17 protein-coding genes are annotated in these 15,227 nt (G+C 64.7%); 9 read left to right on the forward strand and 8 right to left on the reverse strand.

The window, feature by feature from the left end; translation table 11 throughout:
• Positions 1-74 precede the first annotated feature (74 nt).
• Both cueR and V6657_RS16835 read right to left on the reverse strand, forming a co-directional pair.
• Positions 75-530 carry a Cu(I)-responsive transcriptional regulator gene (gene cueR / locus V6657_RS16830; RefSeq protein ID WP_048935692.1) on the reverse strand — a complete coding sequence of 152 codons (456 nt, stop codon included), beginning with the start codon at positions 528-530 and terminating at the stop codon, positions 75-77.
• On the reverse strand, positions 527-2,749 hold the full coding sequence (locus V6657_RS16835; protein WP_048935693.1) for a heavy metal translocating P-type ATPase: 2,223 nt from the start codon (positions 2,747-2,749) through the stop codon (positions 527-529). The genes cueR and V6657_RS16835 overlap by 4 nt, the downstream gene beginning before the upstream one ends.
• A gap of 157 nt (positions 2,750-2,906) precedes the next feature.
• Here V6657_RS16835 and V6657_RS16840 point away from each other — a divergent pair, with 157 nt between their 5' ends.
• Positions 2,907-3,107: a cation transporter gene (locus V6657_RS16840; protein ID WP_048935694.1), complete on the forward strand. Its 201-nt coding sequence runs from the start codon at positions 2,907-2,909 to the stop codon at positions 3,105-3,107.
• A gap of 67 nt (positions 3,108-3,174) precedes the next feature.
• Here V6657_RS16840 and V6657_RS16845 read toward each other — a convergent pair whose 3' ends face one another.
• The 4 genes from V6657_RS16845 to V6657_RS16860 all read right to left on the reverse strand — a co-directional run bounded on the left by V6657_RS16845 (position 3,175) and on the right by V6657_RS16860 (position 6,519).
• Positions 3,175-3,912, reverse strand: coding sequence for an OmpW family outer membrane protein (locus V6657_RS16845; RefSeq protein ID WP_048935695.1), 738 nt, complete (start codon positions 3,910-3,912; stop codon positions 3,175-3,177).
• Positions 3,913-4,116: 204 nt separating this feature from the next.
• Complete coding sequence (locus V6657_RS16850; protein ID WP_048935696.1) at positions 4,117-5,118, reverse strand: delta(1)-pyrroline-2-carboxylate reductase family protein; 1,002 nt, start codon at positions 5,116-5,118, stop codon at positions 4,117-4,119.
• 58 nt (positions 5,119-5,176) lie between these two features.
• A complete protein-coding gene (locus V6657_RS16855; RefSeq protein ID WP_048935697.1) occupies positions 5,177-5,947 on the reverse strand; it encodes a lysoplasmalogenase in 771 nt (256 codons plus the stop codon).
• A gap of 95 nt (positions 5,948-6,042) precedes the next feature.
• The gene (locus tag V6657_RS16860; protein WP_048935698.1) at positions 6,043-6,519 is read right to left on the reverse strand and encodes an Lrp/AsnC family transcriptional regulator; all 477 of its coding nucleotides are present in this window, start codon (positions 6,517-6,519) and stop codon (positions 6,043-6,045) included.
• A gap of 138 nt (positions 6,520-6,657) precedes the next feature.
• On the opposite strand from V6657_RS16860, the gene phhA reads away from it, so the two are divergent.
• On the forward strand, positions 6,658-7,602 hold the full coding sequence (phhA, locus tag V6657_RS16865; protein WP_048935699.1) for a phenylalanine 4-monooxygenase: 945 nt from the start codon (positions 6,658-6,660) through the stop codon (positions 7,600-7,602).
• Between the two features lie 47 nt (positions 7,603-7,649).
• The gene (locus V6657_RS16870; RefSeq protein ID WP_048935700.1) at positions 7,650-7,955 is read left to right on the forward strand and encodes a 4a-hydroxytetrahydrobiopterin dehydratase; all 306 of its coding nucleotides are present in this window, start codon (positions 7,650-7,652) and stop codon (positions 7,953-7,955) included.
• Between the two features lie 18 nt (positions 7,956-7,973).
• Here V6657_RS16870 and V6657_RS16875 read toward each other — a convergent pair whose 3' ends face one another.
• The gene (locus tag V6657_RS16875; protein ID WP_031330061.1) at positions 7,974-8,201 is read right to left on the reverse strand and encodes a DUF3717 domain-containing protein; all 228 of its coding nucleotides are present in this window, start codon (positions 8,199-8,201) and stop codon (positions 7,974-7,976) included.
• 104 nt (positions 8,202-8,305) lie between these two features.
• On the opposite strand from V6657_RS16875, the gene V6657_RS16880 reads away from it, so the two are divergent.
• Both V6657_RS16880 and V6657_RS16885 read left to right on the forward strand, forming a co-directional pair.
• The gene (locus tag V6657_RS16880) at positions 8,306-9,019 is read left to right on the forward strand and encodes a response regulator transcription factor (RefSeq protein WP_048935701.1); all 714 of its coding nucleotides are present in this window, start codon (positions 8,306-8,308) and stop codon (positions 9,017-9,019) included.
• Between the two features lie 10 nt (positions 9,020-9,029).
• Positions 9,030-10,709, forward strand: a complete 1,680-nt coding sequence (locus V6657_RS16885) for a sensor histidine kinase (RefSeq protein WP_048935702.1) — start codon at positions 9,030-9,032, stop codon at positions 10,707-10,709.
• 16 nt (positions 10,710-10,725) lie between these two features.
• On the opposite strand, the gene V6657_RS16890 is transcribed toward V6657_RS16885, so the two are convergent.
• A complete protein-coding gene (locus tag V6657_RS16890) occupies positions 10,726-11,265 on the reverse strand; it encodes an SET domain-containing protein-lysine N-methyltransferase (RefSeq protein ID WP_048935703.1) in 540 nt (179 codons plus the stop codon).
• A gap of 649 nt (positions 11,266-11,914) precedes the next feature.
• Between V6657_RS16890 and V6657_RS16895 the strand changes: the two genes are divergently transcribed.
• From V6657_RS16895 to V6657_RS16910, 4 genes are all read left to right on the forward strand, one after another.
• Positions 11,915-12,193 carry an HU family DNA-binding protein gene (locus V6657_RS16895; protein ID WP_021197116.1) on the forward strand — a complete coding sequence of 93 codons (279 nt, stop codon included), beginning with the start codon at positions 11,915-11,917 and terminating at the stop codon, positions 12,191-12,193.
• Positions 12,194-12,351: 158 nt separating this feature from the next.
• Positions 12,352-13,296 carry a DUF2272 domain-containing protein gene (locus V6657_RS16900; RefSeq protein WP_048935704.1) on the forward strand — a complete coding sequence of 315 codons (945 nt, stop codon included), beginning with the start codon at positions 12,352-12,354 and terminating at the stop codon, positions 13,294-13,296.
• 100 nt (positions 13,297-13,396) lie between these two features.
• On the forward strand, positions 13,397-14,221 hold the full coding sequence (locus V6657_RS16905; protein WP_048935705.1) for a class II aldolase/adducin family protein: 825 nt from the start codon (positions 13,397-13,399) through the stop codon (positions 14,219-14,221).
• 23 nt (positions 14,222-14,244) lie between these two features.
• Positions 14,245-15,222 (forward strand): 2-dehydropantoate 2-reductase, encoded by a 978-nt coding sequence (locus tag V6657_RS16910; RefSeq protein WP_048935706.1) that lies wholly within the window; start codon positions 14,245-14,247, stop codon positions 15,220-15,222.
• The last annotated feature ends 5 nt before the right edge of the window (positions 15,223-15,227 follow it).

The raw sequence follows: 15,227 nt of genomic DNA on the forward strand, positions 1-15,227 counted from the left end.
GGCGTCTCCTCATTGGGTTGCCAGATTGTGGCATAGACGCCTCTCGCCACAAGGGAGGGCCGTGGAGGCATCCCTCAGTGGCAGCAGGCCCCTTCGTCGCCGGCCACGCCCTCGAGGATCGGGCAGTCGGGCCGGTCGTCACCATGGCAGGCGTTGGCCAGCGCCATGAGCGTGTCGCGCATGCCTTGCAACTCCCGGATGCGTGCGTCCAGGTCGGCCACATGGCGCATCGTGAGGGCCTTCACATCGGCGCTGGCACGCTCGTGGTCATGCCAGAGCGACAGCAGCGTGCGAATCTCCTCCAGCGCGAACCCGAGCGAGCGCGACCTGTGGATAAAGCGCAGTACATGCAGCGCCCGCGCGTCGTACATACGGTAGTTGCCCTCGGTGCGCGGGCTGGGCGGCAGCAGGCCGATGCTCTCGTAGTAGCGGATCATCTTGGCCGACACACCGCTGGCCTTGGCGGCCTCGCCGATGCTCATTGCGCTGGGAATGGGGGCTTGGGTTGCGTTGAGATCGGTTTGCGTCATGCGCGGTCTCCGGAGACTTGCCAGCGGCGCAGCATCAGCGCGTTGGTCACGACGCTCACGCTGGAGAACGCCATCGCCGCACCAGCAAAGGTGGGGCTCAGCAAGCCGAATGCCGCCAGCGGAATGCCCACCACGTTGTAGATGAAGGCCCAGAACAGGTTCTGGCGGATCTTGGCGACGGTGCGGCGCGAGAGGTCCAGCGCATCGCTCACCAGGCGCGGCTCGCCCCGCATGAGGGTGATGCCGGCGGCCTGCATGGCGACGTCCGTGCCGGTGGCCATGGCGATGCCGACGTCGGCCGCAGCCAGCGCGGGCGCATCGTTGATGCCATCGCCCACCATCGCGACTACGTGGCCGCTCTGCTGCCAGGCCGTCACGCGTGCCGCCTTGTCTTGCGGCAGCACTTGCGCGGCCACTTCGTCGATGCCGAGTGCAGCCGCCACCGTGCGTGCGGCGCCTGCGTTGTCTCCAGTCACCAGCGCGGTGCGCACACCGCGGGCCTGCAGCGCAGCCACCGCCGCCTTGGCACCGGGCTTGAGCGCATCGCCAAACGCAATCAGGCCACGCAGTTGCACGCCACCTTCGCCGCTCTGTGCGAGCCACGAGACGGTGTTGCCTTGCGCCTCCAGGGCGTCGGCACGGGCCTGCAGTGCGCTGCGGTCGAGCCCCAGTTCGTCCATCCAGCGCGCGTTACCGAGTTGCAGCGACGCACCATTCACGATGCCGCGCGTGCCGCGTCCGGCCAGCACTTCGGGCGATTGTGCGGGCGTGATCGAGCGCCCCTGCTCAACCGCGTACGCACGCGTGGCATGTGCAAGTGGGTGGGTGTTCTCGGCTTGCAGCGCGGCGAGTTGATCGAGCAGCGCATCGGCATCCACACTAGGCGCGGCCTCCACCGCCGTCACACGCGGCTGGCCAACGGTAAGCGTGCCGGTCTTGTCGAACACAACGAAGTCCACTTGCTGCGCGCGCTCCAGTGCCTGCGCATCGGCAATCAGGATGCCGCGCCGTGCGCCCGCGCCGGTGCCCGCCATGATGGCCGATGGCGTCGCCAAGCCCAATGCACACGGGCAGGCGATCACCAGCACCGCCACCGCATTGACGATGGCCGTCTCCCACTCTGCCCCGGTGATCGCCCAACCGGCCAGCGTAAGCACTGCCGCCACCAGCACCGCCGGTACGAAGATCGCGCTCACACGATCCACCAGTTGCTGGATCGGCGGCTTGGCAGCCTGCGCGTCTTCAACGAGGCGGATGATGCGCGAGAGCATGGTGTCCGCGCCGATGGCGATGGTGCGCACCAGCAGCACGCCGTCGGTGGCGATGGCGCCGGCCGTCACGCGGTCGCCTTCGCGCTTGGGCACGGGCAGGCTCTCGCCGGTCAGCATGGATTCATCGACATGGCTGGCACCTTCGAGCACCACCGCATCCACGGGGATGCGCTCCCCTGCGCGCACCGACACCACGTCGCCCACACGCACCTTCGCGACGGGCGTGTCACGTAGCGTGCCATCAACGCCGCGCACGCGGGCGGTGTCCGGGCGCAGCGCCTGCAGGGCGCGGATGGCTTGTGCGGTCTGGCGCTTGGCGCGCACTTCCAGCCACTTGCCCAGGCGCACCAGCGTGATGACCACTGCGGCGCTCTCGAAGTAGAGATGCGGCATCGCATCCGCACCGGCGCGCCACCACAACCACAACGACAGGCCGTACGCCGCCGACGTGCCGAGCGCGACCAGCAAATCCATATTGCCGGCCCCCGCACGCGCGGCCTTCCAGCCCGACTTGTAGAAACGCGCGCCGATCACGAACTGCACCGGCGTCGCCAGCAGCCACTGGACCCAGGCGGGCAGCATCCACTCGGCACCAAACCAGCCGGCGATCATCGGCAGCACCAGCGGCACGGACAGCGCGGCGGCAATCCACACGGGGCCGGCACCGTCCCAGAAATCCGTTTCGGTGGCGACGGGCGCGGCGGTTTCGTCCGCCGCAACACGTGCCTCGTAACCGGCAGCGGTCACGGCAGCAACCAGCGCATCACGGGTCGCCCCGCCGTGCACGCGGGCACGTTCGGTCGCGAGGTTCACGCTGGCTTCGGTCACGCCAGGCACGGCGCGCAGGGCACGTTCTACCCGGCCCGCGCAGGCGGCACAGGTCATCCCGCTGATGTCGAGGTCAGTTGAAGCGTCGTCAAGTTCAGCGACGGGGCTGGCGGCAGTCATGGAAGCGTCCGTTTCAGGGGAGATAACATCAGCCTAGACCTTCCCATCTTGGTAAGGTCAAGCCCTCATCTTACGCTTGCGCTTCCCATGGTAGGAAGGTTCATACTGCAGCGTGATTTCCTCTCCCCTCCTTTCTTTCGATTCAGGAGCCCGAACCATGACGACGTTTTCTGTGGAAGGTATGAGCTGCGGCCATTGTGTGTCTGCCGTCACCCGTGCGGTGCAACAGGTGGATGCCGCCGCCAGCGTGCAAGTCGATCTGTCCAAGCAGACCGTGGCCGTCACCAGCGGCGCCGCCACCGATGCCGTGAAGGCGGCCATCGAACAGGCCGGCTACCCGGTCAAGGCCGTGGCATAAGACACCGAACGCCCAAAGCAAAAAGGCGTGCCCCAGTGGCACGCCTTTTTGTTAGCGCAAACGTGGCTTAGAAACGATAGCCGACGTTCAAATAGGTCACGACCGGGTTGATCTTGATCTTCGCTTCGCTCACAACGTGGGCACCGCCAGCTGCAGGGCCGAGCTTGGTGTCGATCGTGGCGGTGGTCTTGAGCGGCAAGTACGACACCGACAGGCCAACGAACCAGTCCTTGGTGATCGCGTAGGTTGCGCCCACGTTCAGCACCGGGTTGAGCGAGCTGTCGGTCGACACCGTGCTCGTGCTGCCCGGAATACCACGGCCCAGTACTTGGTTCTGGAACGCGCTGTTGGTGATCTTCTCGTCAGAGAACCACGTGTAGTTCAGACCCACGCCAACGTACGGGCGCAGCTTGGTGTCGGCGTTGAAGAAGTACCACTTGGCCAGCACGGCCGGGCTCCACTGCTTGGCCGAGCCGATTTCACCGTAGCCCGAGAACGAGCCCGTGCCTTCGATCTTGTGGCGCGGGGGAATGCCACCCACAAGTTCCACCGCGAAGTTGTCGGTGAAGAAGTGCGTGAAGGCGAGGCCGACGGTATCGGCTTCTTGAATCTTGGCGCCGGTGTTGGGCACCGATTGGTTGAACGGCGCACCGCCCACGCTCTTGATGAACAGCGGGTCGCTCGAGCTGTTCGGCATGACGCGGAACCAGCCCATGCTGACGATGTTGCTGCCGGCGGCTTGTGCGTGCGCGGCGGTGGCGAGGATCATCCCGGCGGCGGCCGCCAGTGCTTTTTTATAGGCCATCTCTGTATGTGCTCCTGTTGAGACGCATCCAGGGCAAACGCGATTGGAACGTTTGCTGGTGCGTTCTAAGTCTCCTCCCAGGCGGAAGGGACGGCCATTATCCCGTGTGATTGCCCTGGCCAGAACCCTTTTTCTAGAGGTTTCCTGTTATAAGCACCACACCAAACCGGCCTGCAGCGGGCGTCTTCAGCACATGCTCATTTTTTAAACAGGTTTGGACTTGGACAGCGCCAGCACGCACGCGGCCAGATCCCACAGCGCGCTGCCGACACTCTTGAAGACAACGGGCAGCACCGGCGCCGCCTGCGTGAGCGTGTCTTGCGGCGCATCGACGCACTGTTGTAACGGCCGCACACGCGACCACGGCACCCCCGCCTGCAGCAGATCACCGGCTTCAACTTCCAGATCGACCAGCGTGTCTGCATAGAGACGATTGGACGCCGCGGCCTGCACACACAGGCGCGGCGGCAGTTCCGCCATGTCGGGCCGGAACGCGCCAACCGCCGCGATGAAGTGATGCGGGCCCCAGGCATAGCCGTCGAGGTGGCCCGGCTCAGCCAGATCGGGCAAGACCGGCTGTGCCGAGGGCGTCGCGGTAATGACCAGCGGCGTTTGCGGCAGCACCGCGCGGGCGGCTTGCGCCACACCCGTCGCATCACCACCGGCCACGGCCGTCGCGTCCATGCCGAGCTGGCGCGCATAAACGGCGAGCGCCTCGGCACTGTCTGCCGTGCGCGCCATGATGGTCACGCGCCGCGTGCCCAGCCCGAAGCGGAAGGCCTCCAGGTGCGCCCGCGCCTGGGCGCCAGCACCAATCAACAGCAGATCCCCCGCCGGCTCCGGCGCCAGCAGGCGTGCAGCCAGCAATGACACAGCTGCCGTGCGGTGCGCCGTCACGGTCGGGCCATCCAGCAGCAGGCGGCGCACGCCGGTCTGGGCATCCATCACCACCACCTCGCCGTGGATGGCCGGCAGGCTGCGCGCCGGGTTGTGCGGGTGCACGGTGATCATCTTGGTGATGGCGATGTCGGCATTGGACGCGGGCATCAGCAACAGGCTGCCCGGGCCGGGCACCGGCATCACCAGCCGCGCAGGTGCCTGGGCCTTGCCGGCACGCGCATCGCGCAGCACCTGGGCAATGGCATCGGCCAGCGCAGCGTAAGGCAGGCGGACCGCCGTGGTGGCGGCGTCGAGAGTCTGCAGCATCGGGGGCTCCTGCAGCGGATGGGAACGGGGATGGGCAGACTGCGTTGATTGCCCCGACTTACGCTGGAACAACCTGGCGCGGTGGCGGTGGCGTGCGGCGCGTCAGCAGCCCAGCGCTGATGAGAAGCTGGGCGCCGGCGTAGCTCCACCAGATCGCCAGCTCGTGGTCGGTGAACGGAAAGACGAACACGCTGATGCCGATCATCGCGTCGGAGGCCGCAAAAGCGAGTGCGCCCCAAGCCGTGAGCGGCCCCGGCAGGCGCGCCAGCAAGGCCGCGCACACCATCGACGACAACACCACCATATAGACAATGACCGGGCCCTTCATCTCGCCCAGGCCGGGCCAGTACCAGACCAGCATGCCGATGGCCACGCCAATCATGGCCCCGACCCCGAGCAAGCGAAGCGGCGACGATGCCCCGCGCAGCCCGACCAGCACACGCAGGTAGCACAGGTGCGCCACCAGGAAGCTGCTCAAGCCCGCAATGAACGAGAACGCAAAGCCCGGCAACGCCAGCCACAGATCACCCAGCGCAGAGAACATCATGGCGCCGATCAACCAGCGGCGCTCGCGCGGCACCTCGTGCAGCGCGGCGGCACGCGCCAGCAGCAGCGCCATCAGCATCTTCCACAGCGGCTGCAGGGCGATCCGACCGGCCAGCGGCGTGCCGGGCGGCACGTCCACGGCCACCATGGTCAGCATGCCGCCGTAGGTAACACCCGCGATGGCTGCAGCCACCCACCACGCACGAACCCGTGCCGGCATGCCGTAGCCGCCCGCAAGATGCGCCAGCGCGTGCGCTGGATGCGTGGTGTTTCCCTCAACCATCGTGGTCTCCCGCCCAAGACAGGCAATTCAACTGCAGCAAAGTGATTGTCGGGTTGCAGCGTGACACGCCGCGCACCCAGGCGCAAGGCGCGAATCTACCCACCAAGGTGGGATAGTGGCAGCGCACCATCGCGCTTAAGCGCCGTCAGCACAATATTGGAACGGACGTTATCCACACCCGGCACGCGCATCAGCTTGCGCATCACAAACTCCGACAGCGCAGGCAGATCCGGCACCACCACGCGCAGCATGTAATCGGCATCCCCAGCCACCGAGTAGCACTCCTGCACGGCATCGAGCAGGCTGATCTCTTCGTGAAAGCGCTCGACGATGGCATCGCCGTGGTGGGCGAGCTTGACGCTGGCGAATACCGTCACGCCCAGCCCCAGCCCGGTCGGCGACAGCACCACCCGATAGCCCTCGATCACCCCTTCGGATTCGAGGCGCGCCAGGCGCCGCCCAACTTGGCTGGCCGACAAGTGCACCTGCTCCGAAAGCTGCTGGTGGGTCGCACGGCCATCGCGCTGAAGGGCTGCCAGCAGGGCCAGATCGAAGTTATCCAGGGAAATCATGCAAATCTCCTGCGTTGATACCCGATATTTTGCATGAAATCTGCAAACCACGTGCAACGGAAGCCGGTTTTGCGGCCAATCCGCGTGGCCTCCCCAATACACTGGCCGGACTCTGATTGGACAAGATCGACATCACAAATGGACATCGCAACCACCGCCCCCGACGCTGCCCAAAACGCGGCCCCGGCCGGCTTCAACGGCACCCTGACCGACAAGCTGCGCGAACAATTTGCTGAAGGCCTCGACGGCCAGACGCTGCGTGCTGATTTCACCATGCAGCAGCCGGTGCACCGCTACACCACTGCCGATCATGCCACTTGGCGCACCCTGTATGACCGTCAGGAAGCGCTGCTGCCTGGCCGCGTGTGCGATGAGTTCCTGCAAGGCCTGTCGACGCTGGGCATGAGCCGCGACGCCGTGCCGTCGTTCGACCAGCTCAACGAAACGCTGATGCGCGCCACCGGCTGGCAGATCGTTGCCGTGCCGGGTCTGGTGCCGGACGAAGTGTTCTTCGATCACCTGGCCAATCGCCGCTTCCCCGCCAGCTGGTGGATGCGCCGCCCGGATCAGCTCGATTACCTGCAAGAGCCTGACTGCTTTCACGACATCTTCGGCCACGTGCCGCTGCTGATTAACCCGATCTTTGCCGACTACATGGAAGCCTACGGCAAGGGCGGTCTGAAGGCGGCCCGACTGGGCCAGCTCGACATGCTGGCGCGCCTGTACTGGTACACGGTGGAGTTTGGCCTGATCCGCACGCCGGCCGGCCTGCGCATCTACGGCGCAGGCATTGTGTCGAGCAAGAGCGAATCGGTATATGCGCTGGATTCGGCGAGCCCGAACCGCATCGGCTTTGATGTGCGCCGCATCATGCGCACGCGCTACCGCATCGACACGTTCCAGAAGACCTACTTCACCATCGACAGCTTCGAGCAATTGTTCGACGCCACGCGCCCGGACTTCACGCCGCTGTATGAAGAACTCGCCGCGCTGCCGACCATCGGTGCGGGCGATGTCGTGGAGGGGGATCTGGTGCTGAACGTCGGCAACCGCGAAGGTTGGGCAGACACAGCGGATATTTGAGCGCTGACTATACTGCGCGCATTCACACCTGAACTTCGCTGAAGACCATGATGCCGACCCTGAACGACGACCAACGCAAAGCGCTATTCGCCGAAGTGCCCGGCTGGACACTGCAGAGCGACCGCGACGCGATCCAGAAGACCTTCACCTTTGCCGATTTCAACGCCGCGTTCGGCTTCATGACGCGCGTGGCGATCAAAGCCGAGCAGATGAACCATCACCCGGAGTGGTTCAACGTGTGGAATCGCGTGGACATCACCTTGTCTACGCATGATGCGAACGGGCTCACGCACCGTGACGCCGATCTCGCGCGCTTCATCGAGCTGGCCGCGAAGAGCACCGGCGCGAAATAACGCCAGCCGAGTCCCGAGCTACGCGCCCACTGCGGCGCGCCACGCCTCAAACGCCGCCCGCGCCTTGTCGCCCAGTTGCTCAGGGGCGATGCGGGTGGCGCCTTGTACAATCATCAGCGCATACGGCTTGGCCAGTGCCGACGCCTCGGCACACAGCCGCAATTCCTCGCCTTCGGCGGGCGAACGGGCGCGCCAAAAGTTGATGGCGGCCTCCAGGTCGGTGATGGTGAGCAGGGCATCGGTCATCCGCGCATTGTAGCGCTGCGCCATCCGTGCAGATTGCCCTTTTCTGTGCGCTCCATCGCCCCACTCCATTCCGATTTAGGGACCGCCGCATCCAGGCCCATTCCATGCGCATCCTGCTGATTGAAGACGACCGCGCCATTGCCAGCGCTATCCACGCCGGCCTCACCCAGGCCGGACATCGCGTGTACACGGTGCATGACGGTGTGTTTGCCGCCGAGCAGCTCGCCAAACAGACGCACGATCTGGTGATTCTCGATCTTGGCTTGCCGGGCATCGACGGCATGACGCTGCTGTCGCAATTTCGAACACGTGACCGTGCCACGCCGGTGCTGATTCTCACAGCGCGCGACGGCCTGCTCGACAAGGTGAACGGTCTGAATGCCGGTGCGGACGATTACCTGCTCAAGCCCTTCGAAATGCTCGAACTGGTGGCCCGCGTGCAGGCCCTGTTGCGCCGGCGTGGGGACCCAGCCGAACCGATCGCACGCCCGGACATCCTGGTCGGCCGGCTGCGCATGAGTGGCGTCGAGCGGCGCATCTTTGTCGAAGCGGCACCGCTGGAACTGTCGCCGCGCGAGTTTGCCGTGCTGGAGCTGCTGATGCTGCGGCAGGGTCGCGTGGTCAGCAAGGTGCAGTTGCAGGACCACCTGGCCAGCTTCGGCCATGCCATTGGTGAAGCCAGCCACGACGTGGTGGGCGATACGGCCATCGAGGTCTACGTGCACCGCGTGCGCCGCAAGATTGAACATTCCGACGCCGAGATCGTCACCGTGCGCGGCTTCGGTTATCTGCTGCAGGCACGCGGCGCGGCGGCCTAGTCCTCCTCTCATGTTCAAGCGCCACCGTCCCGCTGCCGCTCGCGATTCGGCTGCTCCAGCAACGGGGGCGTCCGCCAACATCGCCGTCAGCCTGCGCCTGCACCTGCTGCGCGCGCTGGCGACCCCGCTGTTCGGTCTGGTGGTCGGCACCGGTGCACTGTCGTATTGGCTGGCGGCGCACTACACCACGCAGGTGTTCGACCGCGCGCTCGTGAGCGAGGCCAATGCGTTGGCGGAACAGATCCGCATTGCCGGTCCGCATGTGCCGGCGGCCAAGCTGTACGACATCGAGTTGACCGCCCAGACGCTCGTACAGAACGGTGGCGAAGACCGTGTCTTCTGGCGTATCGCCGGACCCAACGGCACGCTGGCCGGACGCGACACGGTACTCGGCTATGGCTCAGGCCAGGTCCGCATTGGCGATGCACGGGTATTCTATAGCTGGGTCGACGGCAAACAGGTGCGCGCCGTCCACCTGCTGGTGCCAGGTGTCAGCGCTGAAACCCCCAAGGCTCACTCGCCGCGCCAACCCGCGCCGCCAGACCCGGAAGACGACGTCACGCGCCCCGCCCTCGCCCCCACGCAGGCGCAGACAGCCCCCGCGCTGAACCCGGCCACATCCCCCGATGCCGGACAACCCGAAGACGGCATCGTCGTGGAAGTCGCTGAACTGCTCGACCACCGCGACACCGCGGCCAAGGAAGTGCTGCTATCGGTGTCGATTCCGCTGATCGTGCTGCTCGCGGTTGGCGGCCTGATCCTCTCGCTGGTGCTCAAGGAAGAGCTGCAGCCGCTGCAAACGCTGGCCGACACGCTCAACAAGCAGAGCGCGCAATCGGTGACGCCACTGCCGCCGGACTCCGCGCAACGCGTGCCGGCTGAATTGCAGCCGCTCATCAACGCGATGAACGCACTGCTCGCTCGCCTGCGCGATGCCCTGGAAGCGCAGCGCACCTTCATCGCCGATGCTGCGCACCAGTTGCGTACACCGCTCACGGCATTGAAGCTGCATGCCGATCGCGCCGTCGATGCCAAGACATTGGAAGAGGCTCGGCCCGCGTTGCTCGAACTGCAGTCGGGGGCCAACCGTGCAGTCCGTCTATCCAACCAGTTGTTGACCCTGGCGCGCGCCGAGCCTGGCAGGACGCTCGATCAACTGGGGCCACCAATGCGGGTGGACTTGGTATCTCTCGCGTTTGATACCGGCGCGCAGTGGGTACCGCGTGCGCTGGCCCGCGGGTTGGATCTTGGCTTCGAGGCCTGGCCACAGGAAGCCGCTTCGCCGGGTTCATTGCAGGCGCCGGTATTGGCCAATGCTGTGCTGCTGCGCGAAGCGATCAACAACCTGCTCGACAACGCCATCAAGTACGTGCCGACTGGGGGGCGCATCACTTTGCGCGCTGGCATGGAAGCCGACGCCGCTTCGCGCTGGTGGGGTGTGGTGAGCGTGGAAGACAACGGCCCGGGCATTCCGCACGAGCGCCGTGGCGAGGTGTTCCAGCGCTTCTTCCGCGGCGATGCGGACCACCTGCCGGGTCAGCCCCAAGGCAGCGGGCTGGGCCTGGCCATCGTGCACGACATCGTGCGCCTGCACGGCGGCACGGTCGCCATTGATGACGCCATCGCACGCGACGGCTGCCGCGTGATGCGCTTCGTCTTGCGCTTACCGTTAGCGGACGAATCCGTTTGAGCGACGGACCTTCGGCTTACTTCTTCTTGGTTTTCTCAGGCCGGGCCAGCATCGTGCCGCGGCACTTCTTGGCGCCGCAACGGCACGCAAATTGTTCCCGCAGCGCCTTGGTCTGGCGGCCTTCGATGACAAGGCCGTAGTCGTAGAACAGCTCTTCGCCAGGTTCGATATCGCGCAGCGCGTGAATGAAGACGCGGCCGTCCTTCTCACGTGCCTCGCAGTTCGGCTTGCAAGAATGGTTGATCCAGCGCGCGCGGTTGCCGCCAAACTTGGCGTCGATCACGCTGCCGTCTTCCAGGCTGAAGTAGAACGTGTGATTCGGGTCGGTCGGGTCGTGCGGATGGCGGCGCAGCGCCTCCTTCCACGAAATGTGCTCGCCCTTGTATTCGATGATCTTCTTGTTCTTGGCGATCGATGCGGTGGCATAGACACCGCGCCCGTGCACGCTCGATTCACGCACCTCGATGCGATCACGGCGGCGCAGTTTGGCCGGGGCTTCCGGCGCGGGCGAGGACTCAGCCAGGGCCGGCGTGGCATCAGGGGACGTGCGTGTCATAAGGCGTTGAGGCAAGAACAGAAAACGTCGATCAGCGAAGCCGTGAGCCTACACCAAAAGCATGGCAACTCGACACGTGCCGCAACCCATGCACCCCCCATGTGGATAACCGATGTGGACAACGCGTGTGGATAACCCGGCCTGCCGCTGTGGATAACTACCGGCAAAGGATGTGGGCTGTCTGTGGCTGCCCTGTCGATGGTGTGGGCACAAGTGACGGGGTTGCCGACAGGGGGTCTGGCGAAACCCGCAAGTCATCCACCTCAGGGCACACACTGTGCAAGTGGTTTTGCTTTCGGCAAGTCATTGAGCACAAAGCGCTTTTTCCAGTTATCCACAGGAGATATCCACCGTTATCTACTACTACTATCTGTATACATAAAGAAAAAGGTAAACCCATCGATCGACGTACGTCGCTCCTATCAACGACGAGCAAACCAGTCCCAAAGCAAAACGCAATGTGTCGATCCTAGTGTGATGGCCCCGCCTCGCAAGGCAGGCACCATGCGGGTTTACGGAACCTGCGTGGCATGTGCCGTTACAAAGCTCACATGCCGGCGGCAAGCGCATGCCGGTATCATGTCGCCCTTGGAGCCGCCCCCCGGAGGCTCCGATGTGTGTTTTATCTACTCTTGAAGGGAGTCAAGCAATGACGAAAACCGAACTGATCGACGCCATCGCCAGCGGCGTAGACGGTCTGACCAAGGCCAAGGCAGAGCAGGCACTGAACGTGACGCTCGCGGCCATCATGGAATCCGTTGGCAAGGGCGATGCGGTCAGCCTGATCGGCTTTGGTACCTTCAGCCAGGGCGAGCGTGCCGAGCGTATGGCTCGCAACCCGCGCACCGGCGAAGAAATCAAGGTGGAAGCTGCCAAGACCGTCAAGTTCAAGGCCGGCCAGAAGTTCAAGGACGCCGTAAATGCGTAATCGCGCCTAATGCGATGACGACCTTGGCGTGTGAACCAGCCTGTCTGGTTTCCCGCCAACGACGTGGCATGCCAATGCATGCGTGACCAGCCCGCAGCGCTGGCGTACCACGTCGGAGGGCCTGTCTCCCCGTCAGGCCTGATCTGCCCCTCCCACACATGCTCCGCCCCTTCCAGCGCGTTCTGCGCATCGCGCTTCCGATTCTTCTCGCTGCCCCCGTCGTCTGGATTGCCGGCTGTACGACACCGCCTGCGCGTCCGCAAGCCGAACCGCTACCCGACAACGAAGTCGTGCAGACGACGCCCGGTGCCACATCGCGCCAGAAGATGATTGAGATTGCGCTGACCGAATGGGATCGCTGGGGCCGTCAGGTGGTGCGTGTGGGGCGTGACGATACGTATTGCGTGACGGGAGGCGGTTTTCCTGATCAACCGCAAGGTCACTGGCTGACGCAGGACGATCCAACGCCTGTACCGTCCGATGAAGAGGCCGGCACCGGTAGGCCGCCGCTATCGAAGCCGCAAGCTACCGCCGCTGTCGCCCCGTCACCCATACCGTGCCTGCGCTATCCCGATGGCACCGGTGGTGAGGCAACTGCGCGTGGCTGCGTGCTGGCCAAGCGCTATTGGGCCATCGTCGGCAAGACACCGACCTGCCAGCAACTGACCACCGGCGGGTGGGCGTGGTCTGCGGTGTTCATCTCGTGGATCATGCGCAAGGCGGGTCTGCAGAACAACCAGTTCCTCACAGGTGCTACTCACGCCGAATACGTGACCGACGCGCGCGACCACCTGCTCCGGCATCCCGCCTTCGTACTCGAACGCACACCCGCCGTACCGCGCCCTGGCGACCTGATCTGCACCGCACGTGGCGCTGACCGCTTCATGACGGATCCGGCAGAGATTCGCTCGGGTATGACCCCCATGCACTGCGATCTGGTCGTCGAGCTGGATCCGGTTCGCCACGAGGTCAAGTCGATTGGCGGCAATGTGCAGCAATCCGCCTCCATGAGCATCACCGAGTTGAACGACGCCAATCAGGTGGACCCTTACACAAACTCGGTCATGCAGTGGATGGTGGTCCTGCGCAATCAACTGCCTTAGCAGTGAGCGGTAGGGGATTTGACGTTTGCCACAAATTAATTAACATGTGAAGCAACCAGGCGCCGGCAATCCGACCAGCGCCACGACCAGGAGACAGGTCATGACGGTGCTTTCGCTGAATCCCGATGCCGGATCGGACATCCAGGCCCATCGCCCCGCCTGGTGCGGCCCGCGTGAATGGGTCGCACGCGTGAAGCTGGCAGCGTGCTACCGCATCTTTGCTCACCTCGGCTGGACCGAGCTGATCTACAACCACATCACCCTGCGCCTGCCGCTTGAAGACGGCACCAGCGAGGATGGCGGCCCGCATTTCCTCATCAACCCGTTCGGCCTGACGTATGCCGAGGTTTGCGCATCGAATCTCGTGAAGATCGATCTGCAAGGCAACGCGCAGCGCGCAGCGGGTCAGCCCGACTGGCCGGTCAATCCGGCTGGCTTTACGGTGCATGCGGCCATCCATGCCGGTATTCCGGGCGCGCATTGCGTCATGCACACGCACACCACCGCTGGCATGGCCGTGGCCTGCGCACGTGACGGCCTGTCGATCAGCAACTTCTACGCTGCGCAATTACACGGCAAGGTGGCGTACCACGACTTCGAGGGCATCACTGTGCATGCCGATGAAGGCCCGCGCCTGGTGCAGAACATCGGCGACAAGCCTGCGGTGATCCTGCGCAACCACGGCCTGCTTGCGTGGGGCGATTCGATTGCGCGGGCGTTTGCCGTGCTGTGGCTGCTCAACCGCGCTTGCGAGATCCAACTGGCTTCCACATCGATGGGCCCTGTTCTGGAGATTCCCGAGGCGATTGCGCGCAATTGCACGCGCGACTCCTTGCAGTTCAACCCGAACTTCGGCGCGGGCGAAGACGTGTTTGCGGCACTCACCCGCACCATTGATCGCATCGACCCGTCCTACCGTTCCTGATTCTTTTCCCCTCTTCCAAGCACATGACACGCATCTGCATCGTGGGCGCCGGCGCTGTCGGCGGGTATCTGGGCGCGAAGCTCGCGCTGGCGGGCGAATCCATCAGCGTGCTGGCACGCGGCGCGACGCTGCAGGCGTTGCAGACCGAAGGCCTGCGATTGACGGAGGACGGCATCACACGCACCGCCCCCGTTCAGGCGAACAACGAGGCGACGGCGCTCGGTGTGCAGGACGTCGTGATCGTTGCCGTCAAGGCGCCTGCCATGGAAAGCGTCGCGCAAACCATCGGACCCCTCATCGGCCCGGATACCTGCGTGGTGGTGGCCATGAACGGCGTGCCGTGGTGGTTCTTCGATCGACCCGGTCCGCTGGAAGGGCTGCGCTTGCAGTCGGTTGATCCGCACGGCCGGATTGCCGAAGCGATTCCGACAAGGAACGTGCTCGGCTGCGTCGTGCATCTGACGTGTTCAACGTCTGCACCGGGCCATGTACGTCATGGGTTCGGCAAGCGATTGATTCTGGGTGAGCCGGCGGGTGGATCGTCATTGCGGCTGGAAACGATCGGCACGCTGTTCGAACGCGCCGGCCTGCAGATCGAGCGTAGCGACGCCATCCAGCGCGACATCTGGTTCAAGCTGTGGGGCAACATGACGATGAACCCGGTGTCGGTGCTGACCGGTGCCACGTGCGATCGCATGCTCGACGATCCGCTGGTCTCAGCGTTCTGTCTGGCCGTGATGGAAGAAGCGAAGGCGATTGGTGCGCGCATCGGCTGTCCCATCGCACAAAGTGGTGAAGAGCGCAGCGCAGTGACGCGCCAACTAGGTGCGTTCAAGACGTCGATGCTGCAGGATGCGGAGGCTGGACGTGGCCCGCTGGAGATCGATGCACTGGTGGCATCGGTGCGGGAGATCGGCCAGCATGTGGGTGTGCCGACACCGCAGATCGATGCCCTGCTGGGTCTGGTGCGCTTGCACGCCCAGACCCGCGGGCTTTACTGAGACAA

This window comes from Ralstonia sp. RRA (genome assembly GCF_037023145.1).
GTDB lineage: Bacteria > Pseudomonadota > Gammaproteobacteria > Burkholderiales > Burkholderiaceae > Ralstonia.

Coding starts and splice junctions, on each gene's coding strand:
- V6657_RS16870 (WP_048935700.1), top strand. CDS start 7,650: ATGATGCCGACCCTGAACGACGACCAACGCAAAGCGCTATTCGCCGAA.
- V6657_RS16890 (WP_048935703.1), bottom strand. CDS start 11,265: ATGACACGCACGTCCCCTGATGCCACGCCGGCCCTGGCTGAGTCCTCG.
- V6657_RS16905 (WP_048935705.1), top strand. CDS start 13,397: ATGACGGTGCTTTCGCTGAATCCCGATGCCGGATCGGACATCCAGGCC.
- V6657_RS16860 (WP_048935698.1), bottom strand. CDS start 6,519: ATGATTTCCCTGGATAACTTCGATCTGGCCCTGCTGGCAGCCCTTCAG.
- cueR (WP_048935692.1), bottom strand. CDS start 530: ATGACGCAAACCGATCTCAACGCAACCCAAGCCCCCATTCCCAGCGCA.
- V6657_RS16855 (WP_048935697.1), bottom strand. CDS start 5,947: ATGGTTGAGGGAAACACCACGCATCCAGCGCACGCGCTGGCGCATCTT.
- V6657_RS16875 (WP_031330061.1), bottom strand. CDS start 8,201: ATGACCGATGCCCTGCTCACCATCACCGACCTGGAGGCCGCCATCAAC.
- V6657_RS16835 (WP_048935693.1), bottom strand. CDS start 2,749: ATGACTGCCGCCAGCCCCGTCGCTGAACTTGACGACGCTTCAACTGAC.
- V6657_RS16885 (WP_048935702.1), top strand. CDS start 9,030: ATGTTCAAGCGCCACCGTCCCGCTGCCGCTCGCGATTCGGCTGCTCCA.
- V6657_RS16880 (WP_048935701.1), top strand. CDS start 8,306: ATGCGCATCCTGCTGATTGAAGACGACCGCGCCATTGCCAGCGCTATC.
- V6657_RS16840 (WP_048935694.1), top strand. CDS start 2,907: ATGACGACGTTTTCTGTGGAAGGTATGAGCTGCGGCCATTGTGTGTCT.
- phhA (WP_048935699.1), top strand. CDS start 6,658: ATGGACATCGCAACCACCGCCCCCGACGCTGCCCAAAACGCGGCCCCG.
- V6657_RS16900 (WP_048935704.1), top strand. CDS start 12,352: ATGCTCCGCCCCTTCCAGCGCGTTCTGCGCATCGCGCTTCCGATTCTT.
- V6657_RS16895 (WP_021197116.1), top strand. CDS start 11,915: ATGACGAAAACCGAACTGATCGACGCCATCGCCAGCGGCGTAGACGGT.
- V6657_RS16850 (WP_048935696.1), bottom strand. CDS start 5,118: ATGCTGCAGACTCTCGACGCCGCCACCACGGCGGTCCGCCTGCCTTAC.
- V6657_RS16845 (WP_048935695.1), bottom strand. CDS start 3,912: ATGGCCTATAAAAAAGCACTGGCGGCCGCCGCCGGGATGATCCTCGCC.
- V6657_RS16910 (WP_048935706.1), top strand. CDS start 14,245: ATGACACGCATCTGCATCGTGGGCGCCGGCGCTGTCGGCGGGTATCTG.